This window comes from Amycolatopsis sp. ATCC 39116, assembly GCF_000231075.2.
In the GTDB taxonomy this organism is placed as follows: domain Bacteria; phylum Actinomycetota; class Actinomycetes; order Mycobacteriales; family Pseudonocardiaceae; genus Amycolatopsis_E; species Amycolatopsis_E tucumanensis.
The window spans coordinates 154,471-174,595 of record NZ_AFWY03000007.1; the positions used below are offsets into that span (position 1 = coordinate 154,471).

A 20,125-nucleotide genomic window follows, 5' to 3' on the forward strand; every position below is an offset into this window, starting at 1 on the left:
CGTCACGCTCCCAGCTGCAGGTCGCCGACGGCCTTGACCCGGATGCGGGTGGCGTTGCCGGGCAGGTAGGGGATGGGCACCTCGTCGAAGTCGACGATCCCGACCGAGGCCGGGCTGGCCCCCGCGGCGATGGCGCGGTCCACGGCTTCCTGCTTCGCCTCCTCCACCACGGCTTCGCGGCGGCCGGGCTCGATCGCGTACACCCGGTCGACCTCGCCGCCGATCTGCGCGATGGCCGCGCCGATCGCGTTCGCGACCGCGTAGTTCTCCGGCCGGTGCACCTTGCCCGCGTCGGCCAGCTCGTCCGGCAGCAGCACCGACCCACCGCCGACCGCGACCACCGGCAGCGGCTCGGCCGAGGTGCGCATCCGCTCGACGACGTCGGAGACGTCCGCCGCGATCTTCTCCAGCGCGGCCCGCACCAGGTCGCGGTCGAGGTGGGCGACCAGGCTCGGATCGCCGATCTCGGCGCGGCCCGCGGCCACCGCGATGTCGGTCGCGGTGAGCGTGTCCCCGCCGAAGACCAGGGCCTTCGAGGTCAGCTCGTAGCCCACCGAGTCCGGCCCGACCGTGACGTCACCCGCGCCGCCGCGGACCCGGCTGCCGCCGCCGATGCCGATCGACAGCACGTCCGGCATGCGGAAGTTGGTGCGGATCCCGGCGACGCTGACGTCCGTGGTCGCCTCGCGCGGGAAGCCCTGCCGCAGCACGCCGACATCGCTGGTCGTGCCGCCGACGTCGACCACCGCGCAGGTGTCCAAACCGGACAGCACGGCGGCGCCGCGCATCGAGTTGGTCGGGCCGGACGCGAACGTCGCCACCGGGTAGCGGCGGGCGAAGTCGACGTCCATCAGCGTGCCGTCGTTCTGGCTCAGGTACAGCGGCGCGGTGATGCCCGCGCCGGACACCGACGCGGCCAGGCCGTCCACGATGTGCGCGGCGAGTTCCCGCAGCGCGGCGTTGATGACGGTCGCGTTCTCCCGCTCCAGCAGCCCGATGCGGCCGATCTCGTGGGACAGCGAGATCGCCACCTCCGGCAGCTGGGCGGCGATGATCTCCGCCGCGCGCGCCTCGAACTCGGCGTTCACGGGGGAGAAGACCGAGGTGATCGCGACGCTGCGCACCCCGTTGGCGCCCATGTCCTCGGCCGCCTTGCGCAGCTCGGACTCGTCGAGCTCGGCGATGTGGCGGCCGTCGAACTCGTGCCCGCCGTGCACCAGGTAGCTGCGCCCGGACACCGCGTCGACCAGCCGCTGCGGCCAGTCCACCATCGGCGGCAGCGACGCGCCGGCGGGCAGGCTGAGCCGCACCGCGGCGGTCGGCGCGAGCCGGTGCGCCTCGACGAGCGCGTTGATGAAGTGCGTGGTGCCGATCATCACCGCCTGCACCGCGGCCGGGTCGAACGCGCGCTGCTGCTGCAGGCCGTTGATCGCGGCGACGATGCCGGAGGTGACGTCCTCGGTGGTGCTGGTCTTGATCGAGGCGAGCACCTGCCGCCCGTCCAGCAGGACCGCGTCGGTGTTGGTGCCGCCGACGTCGATGCCGATGCGCACTGGGAAATTCCTTTCTTAGACGGCGGGAACGGGGTCGGCGTCGGCGGTGCGGCTGCGGCCGACACTCCGGATGAGACCGAGCTTCCCGGCGATCACGTAGAGCAGGAAGGCCACGACGAGCGAGTTGATGCTGGGCAGGCCCCACTCGACGAACTTGCCGATCAACGCGGAGGCGACCCAGACCACGATCGTGGCCGGCACCCACACGGGGGCGTCCTCGGGCACGGTTCCCTTGGCGCGCGCGGCTTCCAGCTCGCCGCGCCACTTCTTGACCACGAAGTACTCGGCCACCATGATCCCGGCGATCGGCGGGAACGCGACGCCGAGCAGGGTGAGGAAGTCGCTGAACGCCCCGAGGATCCCGGCCGCCGCGAGGACGCTGCCGACGATGCCGAGCACCGCGGTGATCAGGCCGCGGTGGGCCTTGCGGCCGGACACGGTGCCGATGAAGTTCACGACGCCGAGCCCGGACGAGTACAGGTTCCAGTCGTTGATCTTGATGGTCCCGGCGATCACGATCAGCAGGCCGACCCAGCCGACCGACGACGTGACGATGGTGGTGATCTCGGCCGACTTCACCGCGTGCGCCAGGAGCACACCGGCCATGCCGATCACGTACTCGCCGAGCGTGATGCCGACCAGGGTCTGCTTGACCACGTCGCCGGTGGTGCGGTTGAACCGCGTCATGTCCGGCGTGATCACCGCGCCGACGATGAACCCGCCTGCGACGAGCGTCGTGCCCTCCAACAGGCTGAGCTGCGGACCTGGCGGCGCCGACGACACCAGCGCGCCGACGTCGTGGCTGGACAGCTCGGAGATGATCGACCAGCCGACCAGGATCAGGAACGCGGGCACGGTCAGGTACGCCGTCCACGCCATCGAGTGGAAGCCGCGCACCACGATCGCGGTCACGACCAGGCCGAACACCAGCGCCCACGCCCACTCCGGCAGGCCGCCGATGAGCGAGACGAGGCCCTGCGCCGACACCGCGGACTGGATGCCGAACCAGCCGATGAGGCTGATCCCGATCGCGAGCCCGATCAGCGCCGACCCGCCGCGGCCGAAGCCGGTCCAGCGGGCGATCATCGAGGTCGACAGGCCTTCGCGCATGCCGATCACGCCGACGAGGATCGTGATGAGCTCGAGGATGACCGAGCCCAGGGTGAACGCGAGGAACGCCTGCCAGAAGCCCATCCCGAAGCCGACGGTCGCGCCGAGCAGGAACTGCGACAGCGCGGACACCTGGCCGAACCGTTGGATCGCGACGGACCACCACGAGTAGCGGGCGCTGTCCGGGACTCTGGTGAGGGCGTAGTCGTCGACACCGACTGACGAGGCCATGCCGACCTCCTTATCCGGAGAGGAAACGGTTCCCAGCACCGTAAACAGCGCCAACGCCCCGGTCACTGTGCGAGGTGCACAGGCTCGCCGTCACGCCTGTGCACCTCGCCCGGTCAGGGGCTCCGGACCCCGTCGAGAAGCCGGTCGACCTCGGCGGCCGTCGTGTAGGGCGCGATGCCGGCCCGGACCGCTCCGGTGTCGCCGAGCCCCAGGTGGCGAGAGCATTCCAGCGCGTAGAAGCTGCCCGCGGGCGCGTTCACGCCCTGCGCGCCGAGCCGCTCGTAGACCACCTGCGACGGCACACCCTCGACCGAGAACAGGACGGTGGGCGTGCGGCGCCGGGTGGGGGAGCCGTACCGGGTCACGCCGGGGATGTCCGCGAGGCCCGCGTCGAGCCGGTCGAGCAGGGCCTGCTCGTGCTCCTCCAGCTCGGTCAGCGACCGCAGCAGCCGCTGCCGCCGGGTGCCGTCGCCGGGCACCAGGTCCGCCAGGAAGTCGATCGCCGCGGTGGTCCCGGCGAGCAGTTCGTACGGCAGCGTGCCCAGCTCGAACCGCTCCGGCACGGCGTTCGTGGACGGCGCCAGCTTGTCCGGGTGCAGGGTCTCCAGCAGCTCGGGCGCGGCCGCGACCAGCCCCAGGTGCGGGCCGAGGAACTTGTACGGCGAGCAGCCGTAGAAGTCCGCGCCCAGCGCCGTGACGTCGACCGGCGCGTGCGGCGTGAGGTGCACACCGTCGACGTAGAGCAGCGCCGCGGTTTCGTGCACCGCCGCGGCGATCGCCGGGATGTCCGGGCGCGTGCCGAGCAGGTTGGACGCCGCGGTCACCGCCACCAGCCGGGTGCGGTCCGACAGCAACCCGGTCACGGCCTCGACCGGCAGCTCACCGGTCGCCGGGTCGAAGTCCGCCCACCGCACCGCGACCCCGCGCGCCTCCGCCGCCTGCACCCACGGCCGGATGTTCGCGTCGTGGTCGAGGCGGGTCACCACGACCTCGTCGCCAGGCTGCCAGGTCTTCGCCAGCGCGCGGGAGAAGTCGTAGGTCAGCTGGGTCATGCTGCGCCCGAACACGACACCGCCGGGCTGGGCGCCGAGCAGGTCGGCGGCGGCCTGGCGCGCCTCGGCGACGACCGCCTCGGCGCGGCGCTCGGCCGCGGTGACCGAGCCGCGGTTGGCGATCGCGGCGCACAACGTCCTGGCGACGGCCTCGCCGACCACGTCCGGCACCTGCGAGCCGCCGGGGCCGTCGAAGTGCGCGGCGCCCTCGTCGAGCGCCGGGAAGTGCTTGCGTACTGCGGTTACGTCATAGGCCACGCGGCCCAGCATGCCTCACGAACCGGCGAACGTGCGCCGGTAGTCGTGCGGGGACACCCCGATCACCCGGTGGAAGTGGTGCCGGAGCAGGGCTCCCGTGCTGAACCCGCACTCGCGCGCGATCTCCTCGACGCTCAGCCGGGTGGTCTCCAGCAGCGTGCGGGCGTGCAGGACGCGTTGCGTGGTCAGCCACTTCACCGGCGTGGTACCGGTTTCCGCGGCGAACCGGCGGGCGAAGGTCCGCTCCGACATCTGGGCGCGCCGGGCCAGCGCCGGGACCGTGTGCTCCTCGGCGAGGTTCTCGACCATCCACGTCAGCACCGGTTCCAGACTGTCCGCGGTGGACTCCGGCATGGGCAGTTCGACGAACTGCCGCTGACCGCCGTCGCGCTGCGGGGGCACGACCATGCGGCGCGCGATCGCGGTGGCCACCGCCGAGCCCAGCTCGCGGCGCACGAAGTGCAGGCTCGCGTCGATCCCGGCCGCGGTGCCCGCGCTGGTGATGATGTCGCCGTCGTCCACGAACAGCACGTCCGGATCGAGGATGGCCTCGGGGAACCGCTGCTTGAACTCGTCGATGTGCTTCCAGTGCGTGGTGCACGGGCGGCCGTTCAGCAAGCCCGTGGCGGCGAGCAGGAACGCGCCGCTGCAGACGGTCAGGAGCGTGGCACCGTTCGCGTGGGCCCGCCGGATGGCGTCGAGCACCGCGGGCGGGTAGTCGTCGCGAACGGCGGCCGCCGGGATGGCGACCAGGTCGGCGCCGTCGAGCCCGTCGAGGCCGTGCTCGGGGATGAACTGCACGCCGACGCCGGACTGGAGGGGTTCGCCTGGCCGTTCGCCGCACACGCGGAACTCGATGGGCGGCACGCCGTCCTCGGTCCGGTCGATGCCGAAGACCTCGCAGACGACGCCGAACTCGAAGACGGCGGCACGATCGACCAGCACGGCGGCCACGGTGCGGAGCATGCCGTCAGAGTAACTGGCAGAATTTTGCCGGACAAGGACCGTTCTGCCACTCGTGGCAGGTTCTGGCGGAGCGAATAATTTCTGCCATGACCGAATTGCTGATGTTCCTCCTGCTCATCGCCCTGATCGTGTGGGGCCTCAACCGCAACCACCGCCGCCAGACGCCGTCCCGGATGTCCGGCAGCTTCGACATCGAGGACCGCGACGCGCTCCGGATCCGCGGCGAGGTGGCCGCCCGCCGGCTGGAGGCCGCCCGCCCGGAGATCCGGACCGCTCCGGCTCCGCGGACTCGTCACCACCTTTCGCGCGCCTGACGGCGACCTAGACTGGGCACGACCTCGACGCCGAGGAGGACGCGTGCCCGAGCTGAGCCTGGCCGACACCAACGGCATCCTGCGCCAGCCGTGGATCCACCCGGCCCGCTCCAGCGCGGGCCTCGGGTGGGACCGGCTCTACGTCTCGACGCAGGCCGAAGCGCCCTACCGCGCGAGCTTCGACGCGGCGGGCACCCACCTGGTGATCCTGCACCTCGACGGCCCGGTGACCGTGCGCCGCGGGCGGCACCAGGTGGCGCACATCCCCGCCGGCGGGCTGTTCCTCCACCCGGCCGGCCGCGATCTCACCGTGGAACTCGGCGGGAAGCTGCGGACCGTGCACGCCTACCTGCCCGACTCGGTGCTGCGCGACGCCGCCGGTGGCCCGGTCGGCCTCGGCGAGGAGGTCGTGGTCGCCGATCCGCTGGCCGAGCAGGTGATGCTGGGCCTGGACGGCGTGCTGCGGCAGTGGACGCCGACGGCCCGGACCTACGTCGACCACCTCGCCGGGCTGCTCGCGGCGCACCTCGCGCACCGCTACGGGACGGCCGTGGAGCCGGAGTCGGCCGCGCTGTCCCGGACGCAGCTCGCCGCGGTGCGGGAGCTCATGGAGCAGCGGCTCGCGGAACCGCTGCCGCTGGCGGAGCTCGCGGCCGTCGCGGCGCTGAGCGTCAGCCAGTTCACCCGCCGGTTCAAGGCCGCGACCGGCGAAACCCCGCACCGGTACCTGATGCGCCTGCGCGTCGAGCACGCCTGCCGGCTGCTGCGTGGCAGCACGCTGCCGATCCCCGAAGTCGCCGTGCGGTGCGGGTTCTCCCACCAGGAGCACCTGACCCGGGTGATGCGCGGCCGGCTGGGCACCACCCCCGCCGCGTACCGAAGGGATCACCCCTAGGACGAAGATCGTTCACGTCCTGGACAGCACCAGCGGGTGAGATCCTCGTGTGATCCGCACCCTCCTGGCCGCCGCGATGGCCGGCTCCCTCCTCGTCGCGCCGCCCGCTGACGCGGCGCCCGCCAAGGTCACCGACCCCGCCCGCTACGTCGACCCGCTCATCGGTTCCGCGGGCGGCGGCAACACCTATCCCGGGGCGGTGCGGCCCTTCGGGATGATCTCGTGGAGCCCGACCACCACGGCAGGCGACCAGACGAACGCCGCGGGCGCCAACGGTTACGCCTACAACACGCCGCGCGTGCGAGGTTTCGCGCTGACCCACGTCAACGGCGCGGGCTGCCACCCCGGCGCCGCCGGTGACGTGCCGATCATGCCGTTCGCCGGTGACGTCACGTCCTCGCCGACCGCCGACACCCGCGACGAGATCTACGCGAGCAACTTCAGCCACGACAACGAGCTCGCCGAACCCGGGCACTACCGCGTCGGCCTGGACTCGGGCGCCACCGCCGATCTGGCCGTCACCACCCGGGCCGGTGTCGGCGAGTTCACCTTCCCCGCGGGCAAGACCGCGAACCTGCTGTTCCGGGTGTCCAACTCGCTCAACGGCAGCGAGGACGCCGAGATCACCATCGACCCGGCGACCCGCACGGTCACCGGTTCCGTGCTGACCGGCGCGTTCTGCGGCCGCCGCGCCAACGGCGGGATCAACAACCGCAAGAGCTACTACCGCCTGTACTTCGTGGCGTCGTTCGACAAAGCGTTTTCCGGCACCGGCACGTGGGTGAACGACCAGCTGCGGCCGGGCACGACGACCGCGAGCGGCGGCGAGGGCTACGCGACCGGCGCCGACCGCGCGGGCCGGGGATCGGGCGGTTACGTCAGTTTCACGGACACCGACGTCACGATGAAGGTCGGCATCTCGTACACGAGCCTCGACGCGGCGCGCAAGAACCTGTCCGCCGAGGTCAAGCCGAAGGACGACGTCGAGTCGGTGGCCGCGGACGCGCGGGAGGCGTGGTCGAAGCAGCTGCGCTCGATCGAGATCGCCGGCGGCACCGAGGACCAGCGCACCACGTTCTACACCGCGCTCTACCACTCGTTCCTGCAGCCGAACATCGCCAGCGACGTCGACGGCACCTACCTGGGCAGCGACTTCGCGGTGCACCGGCTCGCGCGCGGGCAGCGGGCGCAGTACGGCAACTTCTCCGGCTGGGACCAGTACCGGGCGCACACGCAGCTGCTCGCGCTGCTGGAACCCGGGGTGGCGGGGGATTTCGCGCAGTCGCTGTACAACCTGGCGCAGCAGAACGGCGGCGTGTGGGACCGGTGGGTGCACGTCAACGGCCCCACGCACGTCATGACCGGTGACCCGTCGGCGCCGACGCTGGCCGGGTTCTACGCGATGGGTGTGCGGAACTTCGACGTGCGTGGCGCGTTCGACTCGCTGGTGCGCCAGGCGACGGTGCCGCACCCGTCCGGCTTGTCGGACGCGGGTTGCCCCGGGCAGTGCGAGGGGCAGCGGCCGAACCTGGCGGAGTACGAGCGGCTCGGGTACGCGCCGCAGGACACGTGCCACTGCTGGGGCGGCGCAGCGGAGACGCTGGAGGACGCGACCGCCGATTTCGCGTTGGCGGACTGGGCGTCGCGGTTGGGGCGCGGCGCCGAGTACCGCGAGCTGATGCCGCGGGCGAGCTGGTGGCGCAACACGTTCAACCCGGCGGCCACCCCCGAGGGCGGTTACCAGCAGGCCCGGCTCGCGAACGGCAGCTGGGTGCAGCCGTTCTCGGCGACGTCCGATGTGGGTTTCGCGCAGGGCACCAGCGCGACGTACACGTGGATGGTGCAGCACGATGTGTCCGGCCTGGCGGCGGCGATGGGCGGCCCGTCGGTGGCGGCGGCGCGGCTCGACGCGTTCTTCCACCGCCCCGACGGTTCATGGGCCACGGGCGGCGACGGTTTCCGCTACGACCCGACGAACGAGCCCGGCATCCACACGCCGTGGTTGTACAACGGGCTGGGGCAGCCGTGGAAGACGCAGGAGACGGTCCGGGCGATGGCGTCGTTGGTGTACCGGACGGGCCCGAGCGGCCTGCCCGGGAACGATGACCTGGGCACCATGTCGGCCTGGTACGTGTTCGCCGCGCTGGGCATGTACCCGCAGACCCCGAGCCGCGCGGAGATGCTGTTGTCCAGCCCGATGTTCGAAAAGGCGTGGATCAAGCGCGACGGTGGTCCGACGATCACGATGAGCGCCCCACGAGCGTCGGCGGCGAACATCTACGTGCAGTCGGTGTCGGTGAACGGCAGGACGACCGACAGGTCCTGGCTACCCGAGCAGGTGATCAACCACGGCGGCTCGATCACCGTGACGGTCGGCGCAACACCGAACACCACGTGGGGCAAAGACCTCCCAGTGGACCACGCCCAGCACTAACAAACCGCCACCCGGCAACGCAAGAAGACCGACTACCCCAACCAGACCTCCCCCGCCCCCGATCCACAGCCTGCTTTTAGTCGCCGATCAGGCGTGTCAAGGTACTCTTTCCCGCCTTGACACGGCTGCTCGGCGACTGAAACACAATCAGGCATCGGGGGCGGGGGTGGTCGTAAGGTGACCTTTCGAGCGCCGTGAGGCGCTGTTTCCGCGCGCAGGCGCGGCTCTAAAGATCAAAAGAGTCCTCGCCGGACGGGCAGGCTCCGGGATGACCAGGGGTTGGGTGCCTCGTCTCGCCTCGGGTGGCTGGTCGCTGGGTGGTCATCCCGTCGCCTTCCGGTTTGTGCATATCACCTTGAGCCAGGGCCGCAAGGTTGGCATGTTCGGCTGCCGGTTGGCGGCCTGGGTTGCGGCCCTGGCTCAAGGTGATCGTCCAGTGTCAGGCGACGGGATGACCACCCAGCTCGGGTTTTGTTCAAAGCCCAAGGCCGCTTCGCGCCTCTTTTGTGCCGAAGAACGCGCATTCCGTGCAGGCGCCGCTCCCCACCACCGCCGATACTGGTCGACACGTCGGTGTCAAGGGAGTGGAGCGCGATGCGGGGCTTCGTCTACTCGGCTCATCCGGCTCGGGTCGTTTTCGGCTCGGGGACGGTTGCTCAGGTGCGCGAGGAGGTGGCGCGGCTCGGTGGCACTCGGGTGCTGCTGCTGTCCAGCCCGCCACTCCACGATGCCGCGCAGCCGGTGCGCGACGCGTTGGGACCGCTGCTCGCCGCGGAGTTCGACGGCGCCGCCATGCACACGCCCGTCGAGGTCACCGAGCAGGCCCTCGCGGTCCTGACCGAACACCAAGCGGACTGCCTGGTCGCGATCGGCGGCGGCTCCACCACCGGGCTGGCCAAGGCGCTCGCCGTGCGCACCGACCTGCCGCAGGTCATCCTGCCGACCACCTACGCGGGCTCCGAGGTCACGCCGGTCCTGGGCGAGACCGAGAACGGCCGCAAGACCACCCGGTCCTCACCTGCCATCCTGCCCGAAACGGTCATCTACGACGTCGACCTGACCCTCGGGTTGCCCGTCGCCGTCTCGGTCACCAGCGGCATCAACGCGATGGCCCACGCGGTCGAGGCGCTGTACGCACCGCAGGCGAACCCGATCGTCGACGGCATGGCCCTGGACGCGATCACCCGCATCGCCCGGTCGCTGCCCGTCCTCGTCGACGAACCGTCCGATGTGGACGCGCGGGCGGATCTGCTGCAGGCCGCGTGGCTCGCCGGCACCTGCCTGGCCACCGTCGGCATGAGCCTGCACCACAAACTCTGCCACACCCTCGGCGGCTCGTTCGACCTGCCGCACGCCGAGACCCACACGGTGATCCTCCCGCACGCCATGGCCTACAACGCCCCGGCCGCGACCGAGGTCATGACCCGCATCGCGGCGGCGCTCGGCACCACCGACGCGCCCAGCGGCGTGCACGACCTCGTCGTCCGCTGCGGCGGGCCGACGTCGCTGCGGGAGCTGGGCATGAGCCTCGACGACCTTCCGCGCGCAGCCGAACTCGCCACCGCCAAGCCGTACCCCAACCCGCGCGAGCTGACCCGCGAGGGCATCGAGGAGCTGCTGCGGCAGGCGTGGCACGGCACCCGCCCGGGCGGCGGACGCGCCGTGCCGGACCTGGGCTGGCTCACCCGGCAGGTCGTCGCGAGCTTCGACCAGACGCCGGACCCGCGCGCGAAACAGCTGGTCACGGACCTCGTCCGGCACCTGCACCACTACGTCACCGCCAACGACGTCACCCAGGACGAATGGCAGTACGCCATCGACTTCCTGACCCGCGCCGGCCACATCACCACCGACACGCGGCAGGAGTTCGTGCTGCTCTCCGACGTGCTGGGGGTGTCCAGCGCGGTCGACGTCCTGACCAACTCCCGCACCCCGGACACCACACCCTCGGCGGTGCTCGGCCCGTTCTACGTCGAGGGCCCGCCGGCCGCCGAGCAGGGCACCGACATCGCCCGGGGACTGCCCGGCACGCCGATGTGGGCGGACATCCGCGTCACCGACCCGGACGGCGAGCCCGTCCCCGACGCGGTCGTCGACGTCTGGCAGGCCAACGAGGACGGCTACTACGACGTCCAGCTGCCCGACCTCGACGGGCCGGTGCTGCGGGCGCGCTTCCGCAGCGACGCCGACGGCCGCGTGCGGTTCTGGTCGATCCTGCCCAACGAGTACCCGATCCCGGAGGACGGCCCGGTCGGGCAGATGCTCACGGCCACCGGGCGGCACCCGTGGCGGGCGCCGCACGTGCACTTCATGATCAACGCGCCGGGCCACCAGCAGCTGATCACGCAGCTGTTCGTCAAGGGCGGGCCGTACCTGGACGCCTCGTCGGGGCGCGGCGACACCGTCTTCGGCGTGAAGGACTCCCTCGTCGTGGACTTCGTCCCGCGGCACGGCCCCACCCCGGACGGACGGGCCGTCGACGGCGAGTGGCGGTTGCTCGAGTTCACCTTCCGCATCGCGCGCTAGGAGTTTCCATGCAGACCTACGACACCGACGTCCTGGTCGTCGGCAGCGGACCCGCAGGCGGATCGGCGGCACTGCTGCTGGCCGGCTACGGCGTGGACACGCTGCTCGTCAGCAAGTACGGCTGGGTCGCGAACACCCCGCGCGCCCACATCACCAACCAGCGCACGCTGGAGGTGCTGCGGGACGCCGGCGTCGAGAAGGAGGCGCTCGCCGCGGGCACCCCGCAGGAACTGATGGGCGACACCGTGCTGTGCACGTCGCTCGCCGGTGACGAGATCGGCCGCATCCGCACGTGGGGCACCGGGCCGCGGTCGCTCAGCGAATACGCGGCGGCCAGTCCGTGCGGCATGATCGACCTGCCGCAGACCTACCTGGAACCCATCCTGATCGGCAACGCCGCGGCCCGCGGCGCGAAGGTGCGGTTCGACACCGAATTCCTGTCCCTGGAACAGGACGCGGACGGCGTGACCGCGCGGCTGCGCGACCGGGTGCGGGGCGACGAGTTCACCGTGCGCGCGCGATACCTGATCGGCGCGGACGGCGGGCGCAGCCTGGTGGCCGAGCAGATCGGGCTGCCGATCGCCGGGCAGAGCGGCAAGGCCGGGAGCATGAACATCGTGTTCCGAGCCGACCTGTCGCGGCACGTCGCGCACCGGCCGAGTGTGCTGTACTGGGTGATGCGGCCCGGCGCGCACCTCGGCGGCATCGGGATGGGGCTGGTGCGGATGGTACGGCCGTGGGACGAGTGGCTGCTGACCTGGGGTTACGACATCGAGCAGCCGCCGCCGGAGGTCGACGAGGCGACCGCGCGGCAGATCGTGCACGACCTGGTCGGCGACGCCTCGGTCGACGTCGAGATCACCTTGACTTCACTGTGGACGGTCAACCACTCCTACGCCACCGAGTATTCGCGTGGCCGGGTGTTCTGCGCGGGCGACGCGGTGCACCGGCACCCGCCGTCGAACGGGCTCGGGTCCAACACGTCCATCCAGGACTCCTACAACCTGGCGTGGAAGCTGGCGATGGTGCTGCGCGGCGAGGCGGGGCCGGGGCTGCTCGACACCTACACGGCGGAGCGGGCGCCGGTGGGCAGGCAGATCGTGGACCGGGCGAACCTGAGCCGCGACCAGTTCGGGCCGATCTTCGCCGCGCTGGGCATCGCCGGTGGTGGTGACGACGAGGGCATCGTGGCCGGGCTGGCGGCGTGCCGGGCGGACGATCCGGAGGGCGTAAAGCGGCGGCAGGCGCTGCACGAGGCGATCGAGCTGAAGAACTACGAGTTCAACGCGCACGGTGTCGAGCTGAACCAGCGGTACGCGTCGGGGGCGGTGATCCCGGACGACGCCCCGCCGGAGGTATGGGAGCGGGATCCGGAGCTGTTCCACCAGCCCTCGACCAGGCCCGGGGCGAAGCTGCCGCACGCGTGGCTGGTGGACGAGCACGGCGAGCGTCTGTCTACTTTGGATGTAGTTGGCCGTGGCGAGTTCACCGTGGTGACCGGTCTCGCCGGGGGTGGCTGGGTTTCCGCGGCCGAGGAGCTGTCGCTGCGGGCAGTGCGGATCGGTGATGCCGGTGCTCGGGATGCCTACGGTGACTGGCGCCGGGTGTCGGACCTCGACGAGGCCGGTTGTCTCCTGGTTCGTCCGGATGGCTACGTGGCCTGGCGATCCGTGTCCGATGTGCCGTCCGGGCACGTTGGGGTTCTCCGTGATGTGCTGAACCAGGTGCTGCACCGTCAATTTTCCCCCAATTAGCCACGATCGGGTGAATGCGCCGGGGGCGGGACTGTCTTTTTGTCGGTGCCGCCCTGCATAGTCGATCGCACAGCGACCCGAACTCCGAGGGGGAGACGATGTGCGGTAAGTGCGACCGGCCGGGCGGGCACCTGCGACACCTGTGCGAGATCATCGCCGAGCACGGCTGGGCGGTGATCTCGTTCGAGGGCAACGGATATCGGCCGCCGTGGGCCTACACGGCGGGACTGACGGGCCGGGGCAGACCGGAGCTGGTGGTGACAGCCATGGAGCCCCACCGGGCGCGCGACGTGCTCAACGAGGTCGCCGCGCACCTGCTCCGAACGGGCGAGCCGGACCTGGCGCCGGGGGAGCGCCTACCGGGCCCGGGAAACCTGCTGCTGGAAGCCGTGGCGGTCGAGGTGCCGTCGGTGCACCTGCGCACCGCGGTCGACCTGTACGGCCCCGAGGTGCGCGCAACACAACTCGTCCACGCCGACGCACAAGGCCGCTGGCCATGGCGCGCAGGCTGGCAAGGCCCCGGCGGACGCCAACCAGTACTAGGCCCCCGCGCCGGCGCCGTCCTCATGCAGACGGCCACCCCACCGTGGCCTTAGCCCGCGCGGCGCCCACACGCCCGCCTGCAACGGCGCGCGCGTAACGCACTTGCCCCGCCCGTAGGGTGCGCGCCTAACGCACTCGCCCCGCCCGCAGTGGCGCGCGCCTCGCGCGCTCGCCCCGCCCGCAGTGGCGCACTTAGCCGACTCGCCCCGCGTGTAGTGCCAGCCAGGCGCTCGGGCCGCGGCGGCGGCCCGCAAGCAGCCAAAATGCCCTCGCCCATGGCGCCGTGCCTGCAGCCACTCGCTCTGGCGGTGGTGGCGCGCTCAGTCCACTCGCCGGGGCCACAGTGGCAGGCGGTCGCGTCGCGCCCGCCCGCGGACAGCCACCTAGCACCAGAGGCTGCTCGGCCCACTCGCCCTGGCCGCAACGCTTGACCCATTGCCGCCCGCTTCGTAAACCCTGAAACCCGCCCCAGCACACGCCGGGCGCCGGCCACGAACAATCACCGCGGCTTGCGGCGGTGCACAGCCATCCAGCTGAGGTCGCGCACGCGGAAGTCCACACCCTGCGCCGCGTGCAGGTCGCGGCGGTGCTCGACCAGCTCGTCCGTCGTCCAGGGCTTCACCGGGCGCTTCCGGCGGGTGCGCAGGTCGTGCACCCCCGCGGCGACCAGCAGCAAACCGATGATGCCGACGAAAACCACCAGGAGCACCATGAGCGACCTCCCCAGTCCGGTCAGCTCCCATTCTGCCACCGATCGTGCCAAGAAGGAGGAAGTCACGTGTGAGAATCACGCGCCTGGGACACCATCTGGGGTAACGCCGCCGCGACGACGGGAGGACCCGCATGGCCACCATGCTGGCCGGGAGGCTGGAGATCGGCTCGCGCAAGTTCGACGTCCGCGAGGTGCCGGTACCCGAACCCGGGCCGGGCCAGGTCCGGATCAAGGTGCGCGCGGCCGGGGTGTGCCTGTCCGACGCCCACCTGATCGACGGCACCCTCACGCCGCTCTTCCTCGAAACCCCCGAGGTCACCCTCGGCCACGAGGTGGCGGGCGAGATCGACGCGATCGGCCCCGACGTGCCGGACCGGTGGCGGGAGGGCCAGCGCGTCGCACTCGAGGCGGGGGAGCGGTGCGGCCAGTGCCCGAACTGCGTGCGCTTCCGCGACCCGTGCCTGCAGGTCCGCACGCGCGGCGTCGACTACGACGGTGGCTGGGCCGAGTACGCCCTCGCCAGCCAGCACACCCTCATCCCGATCCCCGACGACCTGCCGTTCGTGCAGGCCGCGATCGTGCCGGACGCCGTGTCCACCCCGTGGGGCGCGGTCACCGGCACCGGCCAGGCCCAGCCGGCCCGGCCGGCGGGCGTGTGGGGCGCGGGCGGGCTCGGCGCGCACGCGGTGCAGCTGCTCCGGCTGATCGGCGCCGCCCCGATCGTCGCGGTGGATCCGCTCGAAGCGGCGCGGGAACGGGCACTGGAATTCGGCGCCGACCTCGCGCTGGACCCGGGCGACCCCACCCTGCGCGAGCAGATCCTCGCCGTCACCGGGGGTTCCGGGCTGGACGTGGCGTTCGACATGGCCGGCGTGCCACCGGTGCGGGAGCAGGCCGTGAGCTGCCTCGGCCTCGGCGGGCGTCTCGTGCTCGTCGGACTGACCCCGAAACCGCTCACGGTCACCGACGGCATCGGATTCAGCTACCGCGGCCAGCGCCTGCTCGGCCACTACGGCTCCCAGCCGGGCGCGGTCGAGCAGCTCATCGAGCTGGCGCGCTACCACCGCCTGGAATGGAGCCGCAGCATCAGCGGCACCTACCCGCTCGCCGACGCCGCGACCGCCGTCGAGCACCTGGAACGCAAGGAGGGCAACCCCATTCGACTGGTCCTGGTCCCCTGACCGCCCGCACCGGACCCGCGAGCGCGCCACAGGTCCGGTGCGGTCACCACCAGCGGTTCAGGCCCGCAGGAGGCGGGTCAGCTCACCGAGGTCCGTGAGCCCGGCGAGGCCGTACGTCAGCTCGGTGATCCGCTCCGCCGCCTCCGCGGACACCACGCGCGTCGCGTTCAGGCGGAACTTCAGCGCCAGCTCCTCGGCGGACAGCGGGTTCGCCGCCCCGCCGCGGTTGGCGTCCACCCGTTCCTCCAGCGTCCGGCCGTCCCGCAGCCGCGCACGCAGCACCGCCGGGAACTGGTGCGGGAAGATCTCGTCGCACCGGGTGTCCGGCACGCAGGTCACCTTCGCCGCCAACGCCAGCCGCTCCGGGGAAGCCGCCGCCGCGTCGGTGAAGTCGTCGTGGAAGACGCCCAGCCCGCCACCGCCGAGGAAGCCCGCCGCCACCGTGTACGGGCCGGAGAACGCGGCGTGGTAGCCGGACCGCGGGCGGATCTTGTCCTCTCTCGGCTCACCGATCGTGCGCAGCACCGCGGTCGGCGCGCCGAGCTCCAGCGACTCGATCTCCTCGACCGCCACGCCCCGCTCCCGCAACCGCCGCGCGGCGTCGATGCCGGCGTGCGTGAAGTGGTTGCACGGGTAGGGCTTGAAGAAGATGCCGGGCAGCTCCCACTCGTCGCCGAGCCCGCGGGTGATCGCGTCCACGTCGGTCTGGTCCCCGCAGAACGCCTGCAGCAGACCGAACCGGCCCTCCAGCACGGTCGGCGGGCCGGTGATGCCGTGCCGCGCCATGCCCGCGGCCGTCACCGCCGCGTGTGCGGCCCACCCGCAGTGCACGCGCTTCACGGTACCGCCGGTGCGGTTCGCCTCCAGCAGGCCCGACCCCATGCTCGACGCGATCCCCAATACGTCCGCGATGCCATCTTCGTCCACTTCGGACAGCATGGCGCACGCCACCGCCGCGCCCAGCGCGCCGCAGATCGCCGTGGCGTGCAGGCCGCGCTCGAAGAACACCGAGTTGCCCAGCTCGGAGTCGTACCCGGCCATGCCGAGCCGCACGGTGATCTCGACGCCGACGCCGATCGCGTCCAGCAGTTGCGCGCCCGAGCAGCCACGCGCCTCGGCGACCGCGAGCGCCGCCGGCACCACCGACGCCGAAGGGTGAAGCACCGACGGCAGGTGGGTGTCGTCGAAGTCCAGCGAGTGCGCCAGCGTCCCGTTGACCAGGGCCGCGCTCGGCTCGGGCAGCCGATCACCCGACCCGATGGCCGTCGCCCGGCCGGACCCGCCCCACTCACGAACGAGCGCGCCGACCGCGGCGGCCGGGCGTTCGGACGTGGCGGCGAGGCTGTTGCCCAGCACGTCGAGCACCCGCCGCGCCGCATCGTCCCGCAGCTCGGACGGCAGGCCCTTCGCCCGCACCGAGGCCGCGAACTCCGCCAGCCGCTGCACGATTGTTTGTGTCATGCCGCCACCGCCGGGAGGGGTTGCACCGGCGTGCCGGTGTCGAGGATGGGTGGTGGGGCGGGCAGGAACGGGCGCGTCATGCCGCCACCGCCGCAAAGGGGGCGCCGCGGTGAGCCTGTGCCGCAGATGATGGGTGGTGGGGTGGGCAGGAACGAGCGCGTCATGCCGCCACCGCCGCGAGGGGGCGCACCGGCGAGCCCGTGCCGCCGACGATGCGCAGCGGCGCGAGCATGAAGACGAACTCCCGCACGCCCGACTCGGCGATCTCCTCCAGGTTCAGGTGCTCCATGATGAAGATCCCCGACTCGACCAGCAGCACCCGGTGCACCGGCAGCACCGCGTGCCCCGCGCCGGCTGGGATCTGCTCGTATGCCGTCGTGTCCGCGCCGGTCGCGACGATTCCCCGCGCGGCCAGCCACGTGGCTGCCGACACGTCCGCGCCCGGCACGCCCGACTCCTTGCCCATGTACGCCACCGGGTCCGAGAACTTCCGCGCCCAGCCCGTCCGGATCAACGCCACGTCACCGGGGCCAGGCTCGGCGCCGGCCAGCTTCGCCGCCGCCTCCAGGTCCTCCGCCGTCACGCCGTAACCCGGCTCCAGCACCGGCACCCCGTGCACCGCCGCCACGTCCAGCAGCACCGCCCGCCTCAGCAGGCCCGGCAGGTTCTCCGCGCCGTGGGTCTTGAACACGCCACCCTGCTGGGCCTCCGCCGCGTCCACGTCCCCGTGCAGCTTCCCGCAATGACTCACGTGCGACAGCGCGTCGATGTGCGTGCCGACGTGCCCGCCGGTCACGATGATCTCGTTCGCCGCCGAACCGCCGTCCGCCCGCTCCATGTCCCCGTGCCTGCGGATCAACGTCATCCGGAACCCGGGATGGTTCGGCGAGGTCGGCATGCCGGTGAAGAACGGCTGACCCAGCTCGATCAACCGCACCCCGCCGGACACCGCCGCCAGCAACGCATCCTGTGTCATGAACCCTTGCCTTCCTTCACGTACTGGTCCGCGATCTCGAGCACCCACCGGGCGCGCGCCACGATCGCGGCGTCCACGAACTGTCCGTTGCGGTCGATCCAGGCCGACTCCTCCGCGGCGAGCACGTCACGGGCCCACGCCGTCTCGGCCGGATCGGGGGCGCACACCTCGTGCACCACCGGGATCTGCGCGGGGTGGATCACCGACCGGCCGAAGAACCCGGCGTCGCGCCCCTCGACCGTCGAGGCACGCAGACCGTCCCGGTCACGCACCGCCGTCCACACGCTCTGCACCGGGCTCGGCAACCCGGCCGCCCGCGCCGCCACCACTACCCGCGAACGGGGCCACGCCAGCGCGCGGGAATCCCGTACCCGCAGGTCCGCCATCAAATCGGCCTCCCCCAAGGAAATCCCGGCCACCAGCGGGTGCGCGGTCGCCAGCGCCAACGCGTTCTCCACCCCCAGCGCCGACTCCAGCACGGGGTACACCGGCACCCCGAGCGCGTCGGCGACCCGGCGCAGCTCGCCCGGATCCTCGGCCTTCGGCACGCGCACACCAGCGAGCCCCTCAACCGCTGCCAGCGCGCGGATGTCCGCTTCACCGGCGGAGGTCCCGGGCGCGTTGATCCGCACGAAAGCCGACGCGGACGCCAGCGTCTCCAGCACGGTCCGCCGCGCGAAGTCCTTGGCGGCAGCCGAAACCGCGTCCTCCAGGTCGAGTATCACCGCGTCCGCGGGCCCGGCCAGTGCCTTGCCGATGCGGTCCGGCCGGTCGCCGGGCACGTACAGCCAGCTGCGGGCAATCACTTCACGACGCCCTTTTCCCGCAGCGCGGCGACATCCACCCCGTACCGGCCCAGGACCTCCTCGGTGTGCGCGCCGAGCGGGGCGCCTGCCGACGTGATCCGCCCCGGCGTCTCGGACAGCCGGAACAACACGTTCTGCATCTTCACCGGCCCGAGCTCGTCGTCGTCGACCGTCGCGATCGTGCCCAGCGCGGCGAACTGCGGGTCGCTCATCACGTCCGCCGCCGTGTAGATCGGCGCGACCGCCGCCTCGGCCTCCTCGAACGCCTTGACCACCTCGTCGCGGTCCCGCTGCGCGATCCACGACCCGACCGCCTCATCGAGCAGATCCGCGTGCTTCGCCCGTTCCGCGCCCGAGGCGAACCACGGCTCGTCGATCAGCTCGGGGCGCCCGACCAGTCGCATCACCCGTTCCGCGATCGTCTGCGCGCTGGTCGAGATCGCCACCCAGCTGCCGTCGCGCGTGCGGTAGGTGTTGCGCGGCGCGTTGTTTACCGACCGGTTCCCGGTGCGCTCCTGCAGCTGCCCGAGCTGGTCGTAGGCGATGATCTGCGGCCCGAGCAGCGTCAGGATCGGCTCGATGATCGCCAGGTCGACGACCTGCCCGCGCCCGGTCTGCTCCCGCGCCCGCAGCGCGGTCATGATCGCGTAGGCCGTCGTCAGCGCCGCGATCCCGTCGGCGAGCCCGAACGGCGGCAGCGTCGGCGGGCCGTCCGGCTCCCCGGTGATGGCCGCGAACCCGCTCATCGCCTCGGCCAGCGTGCCGAACCCGGGCCGCTTCGCGTACGGCCCGATCTGGCCGAACCCGGTGACCCGCGCGAGCACCAGGCCGGGGTTGATCTCGCGCAGCTCGTCGTACCCCAGGCCCCACCGTTCCAGCGTGCCCGGCCGGAAGTTCTCGATCACCACGTCGGCGTCGGCGACCATCTTCCGGAACACCTCCTGCCCCTCGGGCGCGCCGAGGTACAGGGTGATGGCCTTCTTGCCGCGGCCGAGCATCTTCCACCACAGGCCGACCCCGTCGCGCTGGGCGCCGTGGCTGCGGACCGGATCGCCCTTCGGGTGCTCGATCTTGATCACGTCGGCGCCGAAGTCGCCGAGCAGAGTCGCCGCCAGCGGGCCGGCGAAGAGGGTGGCCGTGTCGAGTACCCGGATCCCGGACAATGCGCCCGTCATGGGGCGTACCTGCCTTTCTCATCCCGGCGAGCGTCGTTTCGCCAGGAGGAACATCGGTAAACATCCTGTTTCGTCGCCGACGCATCGCGCTGGTCACCAAGTTCGCACTGATAACGGCGCTCCGTCAAGTTATGACTGGATATTGACCTGGCGTGGAGGCGGGTGTCACGATAACCCG

16 protein-coding genes are annotated in these 20,125 nt (G+C 71.8%); 7 read left to right on the forward strand and 9 right to left on the reverse strand.

Going from position 1 to position 20,125, the window contains the following annotated elements:
* Nucleotides 1-2: 2 nt before the first annotated feature.
* From AMY39116_RS0311035 to AMY39116_RS0311050, 4 genes are all read right to left on the reverse strand, one after another.
* On the reverse strand, nt 3-1,553 hold the full coding sequence (locus tag AMY39116_RS0311035) for a hydantoinase/oxoprolinase N-terminal domain-containing protein (protein ID WP_020417720.1): 1,551 nt from the start codon (nt 1,551-1,553) through the stop codon (nt 3-5).
* A gap of 15 nt (nt 1,554-1,568) precedes the next feature.
* Complete coding sequence (locus AMY39116_RS0311040; protein ID WP_020417721.1) at nt 1,569-2,894, reverse strand: cytosine permease; 1,326 nt, start codon at nt 2,892-2,894, stop codon at nt 1,569-1,571.
* Nucleotides 2,895-3,007: 113 nt separating this feature from the next.
* Nucleotides 3,008-4,204: a cysteine desulfurase-like protein gene (locus AMY39116_RS0311045; RefSeq protein WP_027935818.1), complete on the reverse strand. Its 1,197-nt coding sequence runs from the start codon at nt 4,202-4,204 to the stop codon at nt 3,008-3,010.
* 15 nt (nt 4,205-4,219) lie between these two features.
* Complete coding sequence (locus AMY39116_RS0311050; RefSeq protein WP_020417723.1) at nt 4,220-5,170, reverse strand: GlxA family transcriptional regulator; 951 nt, start codon at nt 5,168-5,170, stop codon at nt 4,220-4,222.
* An 86-nt stretch (nt 5,171-5,256) separates the two neighbouring features.
* Here AMY39116_RS0311050 and AMY39116_RS0311055 point away from each other — a divergent pair, with 86 nt between their 5' ends.
* From AMY39116_RS0311055 to AMY39116_RS42665, 6 genes are all read left to right on the forward strand, one after another.
* Nucleotides 5,257-5,484 carry a hypothetical protein gene (locus AMY39116_RS0311055; RefSeq protein WP_020417724.1) on the forward strand — a complete coding sequence of 76 codons (228 nt, stop codon included), beginning with the start codon at nt 5,257-5,259 and terminating at the stop codon, nt 5,482-5,484.
* A 43-nt stretch (nt 5,485-5,527) separates the two neighbouring features.
* Nucleotides 5,528-6,379 carry an AraC family transcriptional regulator gene (locus AMY39116_RS0311060; protein WP_020417725.1) on the forward strand — a complete coding sequence of 284 codons (852 nt, stop codon included), beginning with the start codon at nt 5,528-5,530 and terminating at the stop codon, nt 6,377-6,379.
* A 49-nt stretch (nt 6,380-6,428) separates the two neighbouring features.
* A complete protein-coding gene (locus tag AMY39116_RS0311065) occupies nt 6,429-8,813 on the forward strand; it encodes a GH92 family glycosyl hydrolase (RefSeq protein ID WP_020417726.1) in 2,385 nt (794 codons plus the stop codon).
* A 594-nt stretch (nt 8,814-9,407) separates the two neighbouring features.
* Entirely contained in the window at nt 9,408-11,339 is a 1,932-nt protein-coding gene (locus tag AMY39116_RS0311070) for a maleylacetate reductase and hydroxyquinol 1,2-dioxygenase domain-containing protein (RefSeq protein ID WP_027935819.1), read from the forward strand.
* 8 nt (nt 11,340-11,347) lie between these two features.
* The gene (locus tag AMY39116_RS0311075; protein WP_020417728.1) at nt 11,348-13,093 is read left to right on the forward strand and encodes an FAD-dependent monooxygenase; all 1,746 of its coding nucleotides are present in this window, start codon (nt 11,348-11,350) and stop codon (nt 13,091-13,093) included.
* Between the two features lie 98 nt (nt 13,094-13,191).
* Nucleotides 13,192-13,689, forward strand: coding sequence for a DUF4262 domain-containing protein (locus tag AMY39116_RS42665; RefSeq protein ID WP_039791402.1), 498 nt, complete (start codon nt 13,192-13,194; stop codon nt 13,687-13,689).
* 446 nt (nt 13,690-14,135) lie between these two features.
* On the opposite strand, the gene AMY39116_RS0311085 is transcribed toward AMY39116_RS42665, so the two are convergent.
* On the reverse strand, nt 14,136-14,348 hold the full coding sequence (locus tag AMY39116_RS0311085) for a hypothetical protein (protein ID WP_020417730.1): 213 nt from the start codon (nt 14,346-14,348) through the stop codon (nt 14,136-14,138).
* A 131-nt stretch (nt 14,349-14,479) separates the two neighbouring features.
* Between AMY39116_RS0311085 and AMY39116_RS0311090 the strand changes: the two genes are divergently transcribed.
* Nucleotides 14,480-15,529: a zinc-binding dehydrogenase gene (locus AMY39116_RS0311090; protein ID WP_020417731.1), complete on the forward strand. Its 1,050-nt coding sequence runs from the start codon at nt 14,480-14,482 to the stop codon at nt 15,527-15,529.
* 57 nt (nt 15,530-15,586) lie between these two features.
* On the opposite strand, the gene AMY39116_RS0311095 is transcribed toward AMY39116_RS0311090, so the two are convergent.
* The 4 genes from AMY39116_RS0311095 to AMY39116_RS0311110 form a co-directional block, all read right to left on the reverse strand.
* Nucleotides 15,587-16,990, reverse strand: coding sequence for an MmgE/PrpD family protein (locus AMY39116_RS0311095; RefSeq protein ID WP_027935820.1), 1,404 nt, complete (start codon nt 16,988-16,990; stop codon nt 15,587-15,589).
* A 160-nt stretch (nt 16,991-17,150) separates the two neighbouring features.
* Nucleotides 17,151-17,966, reverse strand: a complete 816-nt coding sequence (locus AMY39116_RS0311100; RefSeq protein WP_020417733.1) for a cyclase family protein — start codon at nt 17,964-17,966, stop codon at nt 17,151-17,153.
* Nucleotides 17,963-18,772, reverse strand: a complete 810-nt coding sequence (locus AMY39116_RS0311105; protein ID WP_020417734.1) for a CoA ester lyase — start codon at nt 18,770-18,772, stop codon at nt 17,963-17,965. Before AMY39116_RS0311105 ends, AMY39116_RS0311100 begins: the two co-directional genes overlap by 4 nt.
* On the reverse strand, nt 18,769-19,947 hold the full coding sequence (locus tag AMY39116_RS0311110; RefSeq protein ID WP_020417735.1) for a CaiB/BaiF CoA-transferase family protein: 1,179 nt from the start codon (nt 19,945-19,947) through the stop codon (nt 18,769-18,771). The genes AMY39116_RS0311105 and AMY39116_RS0311110 overlap by 4 nt, the downstream gene beginning before the upstream one ends.
* Nucleotides 19,948-20,125: the final 178 nt, after the last annotated feature.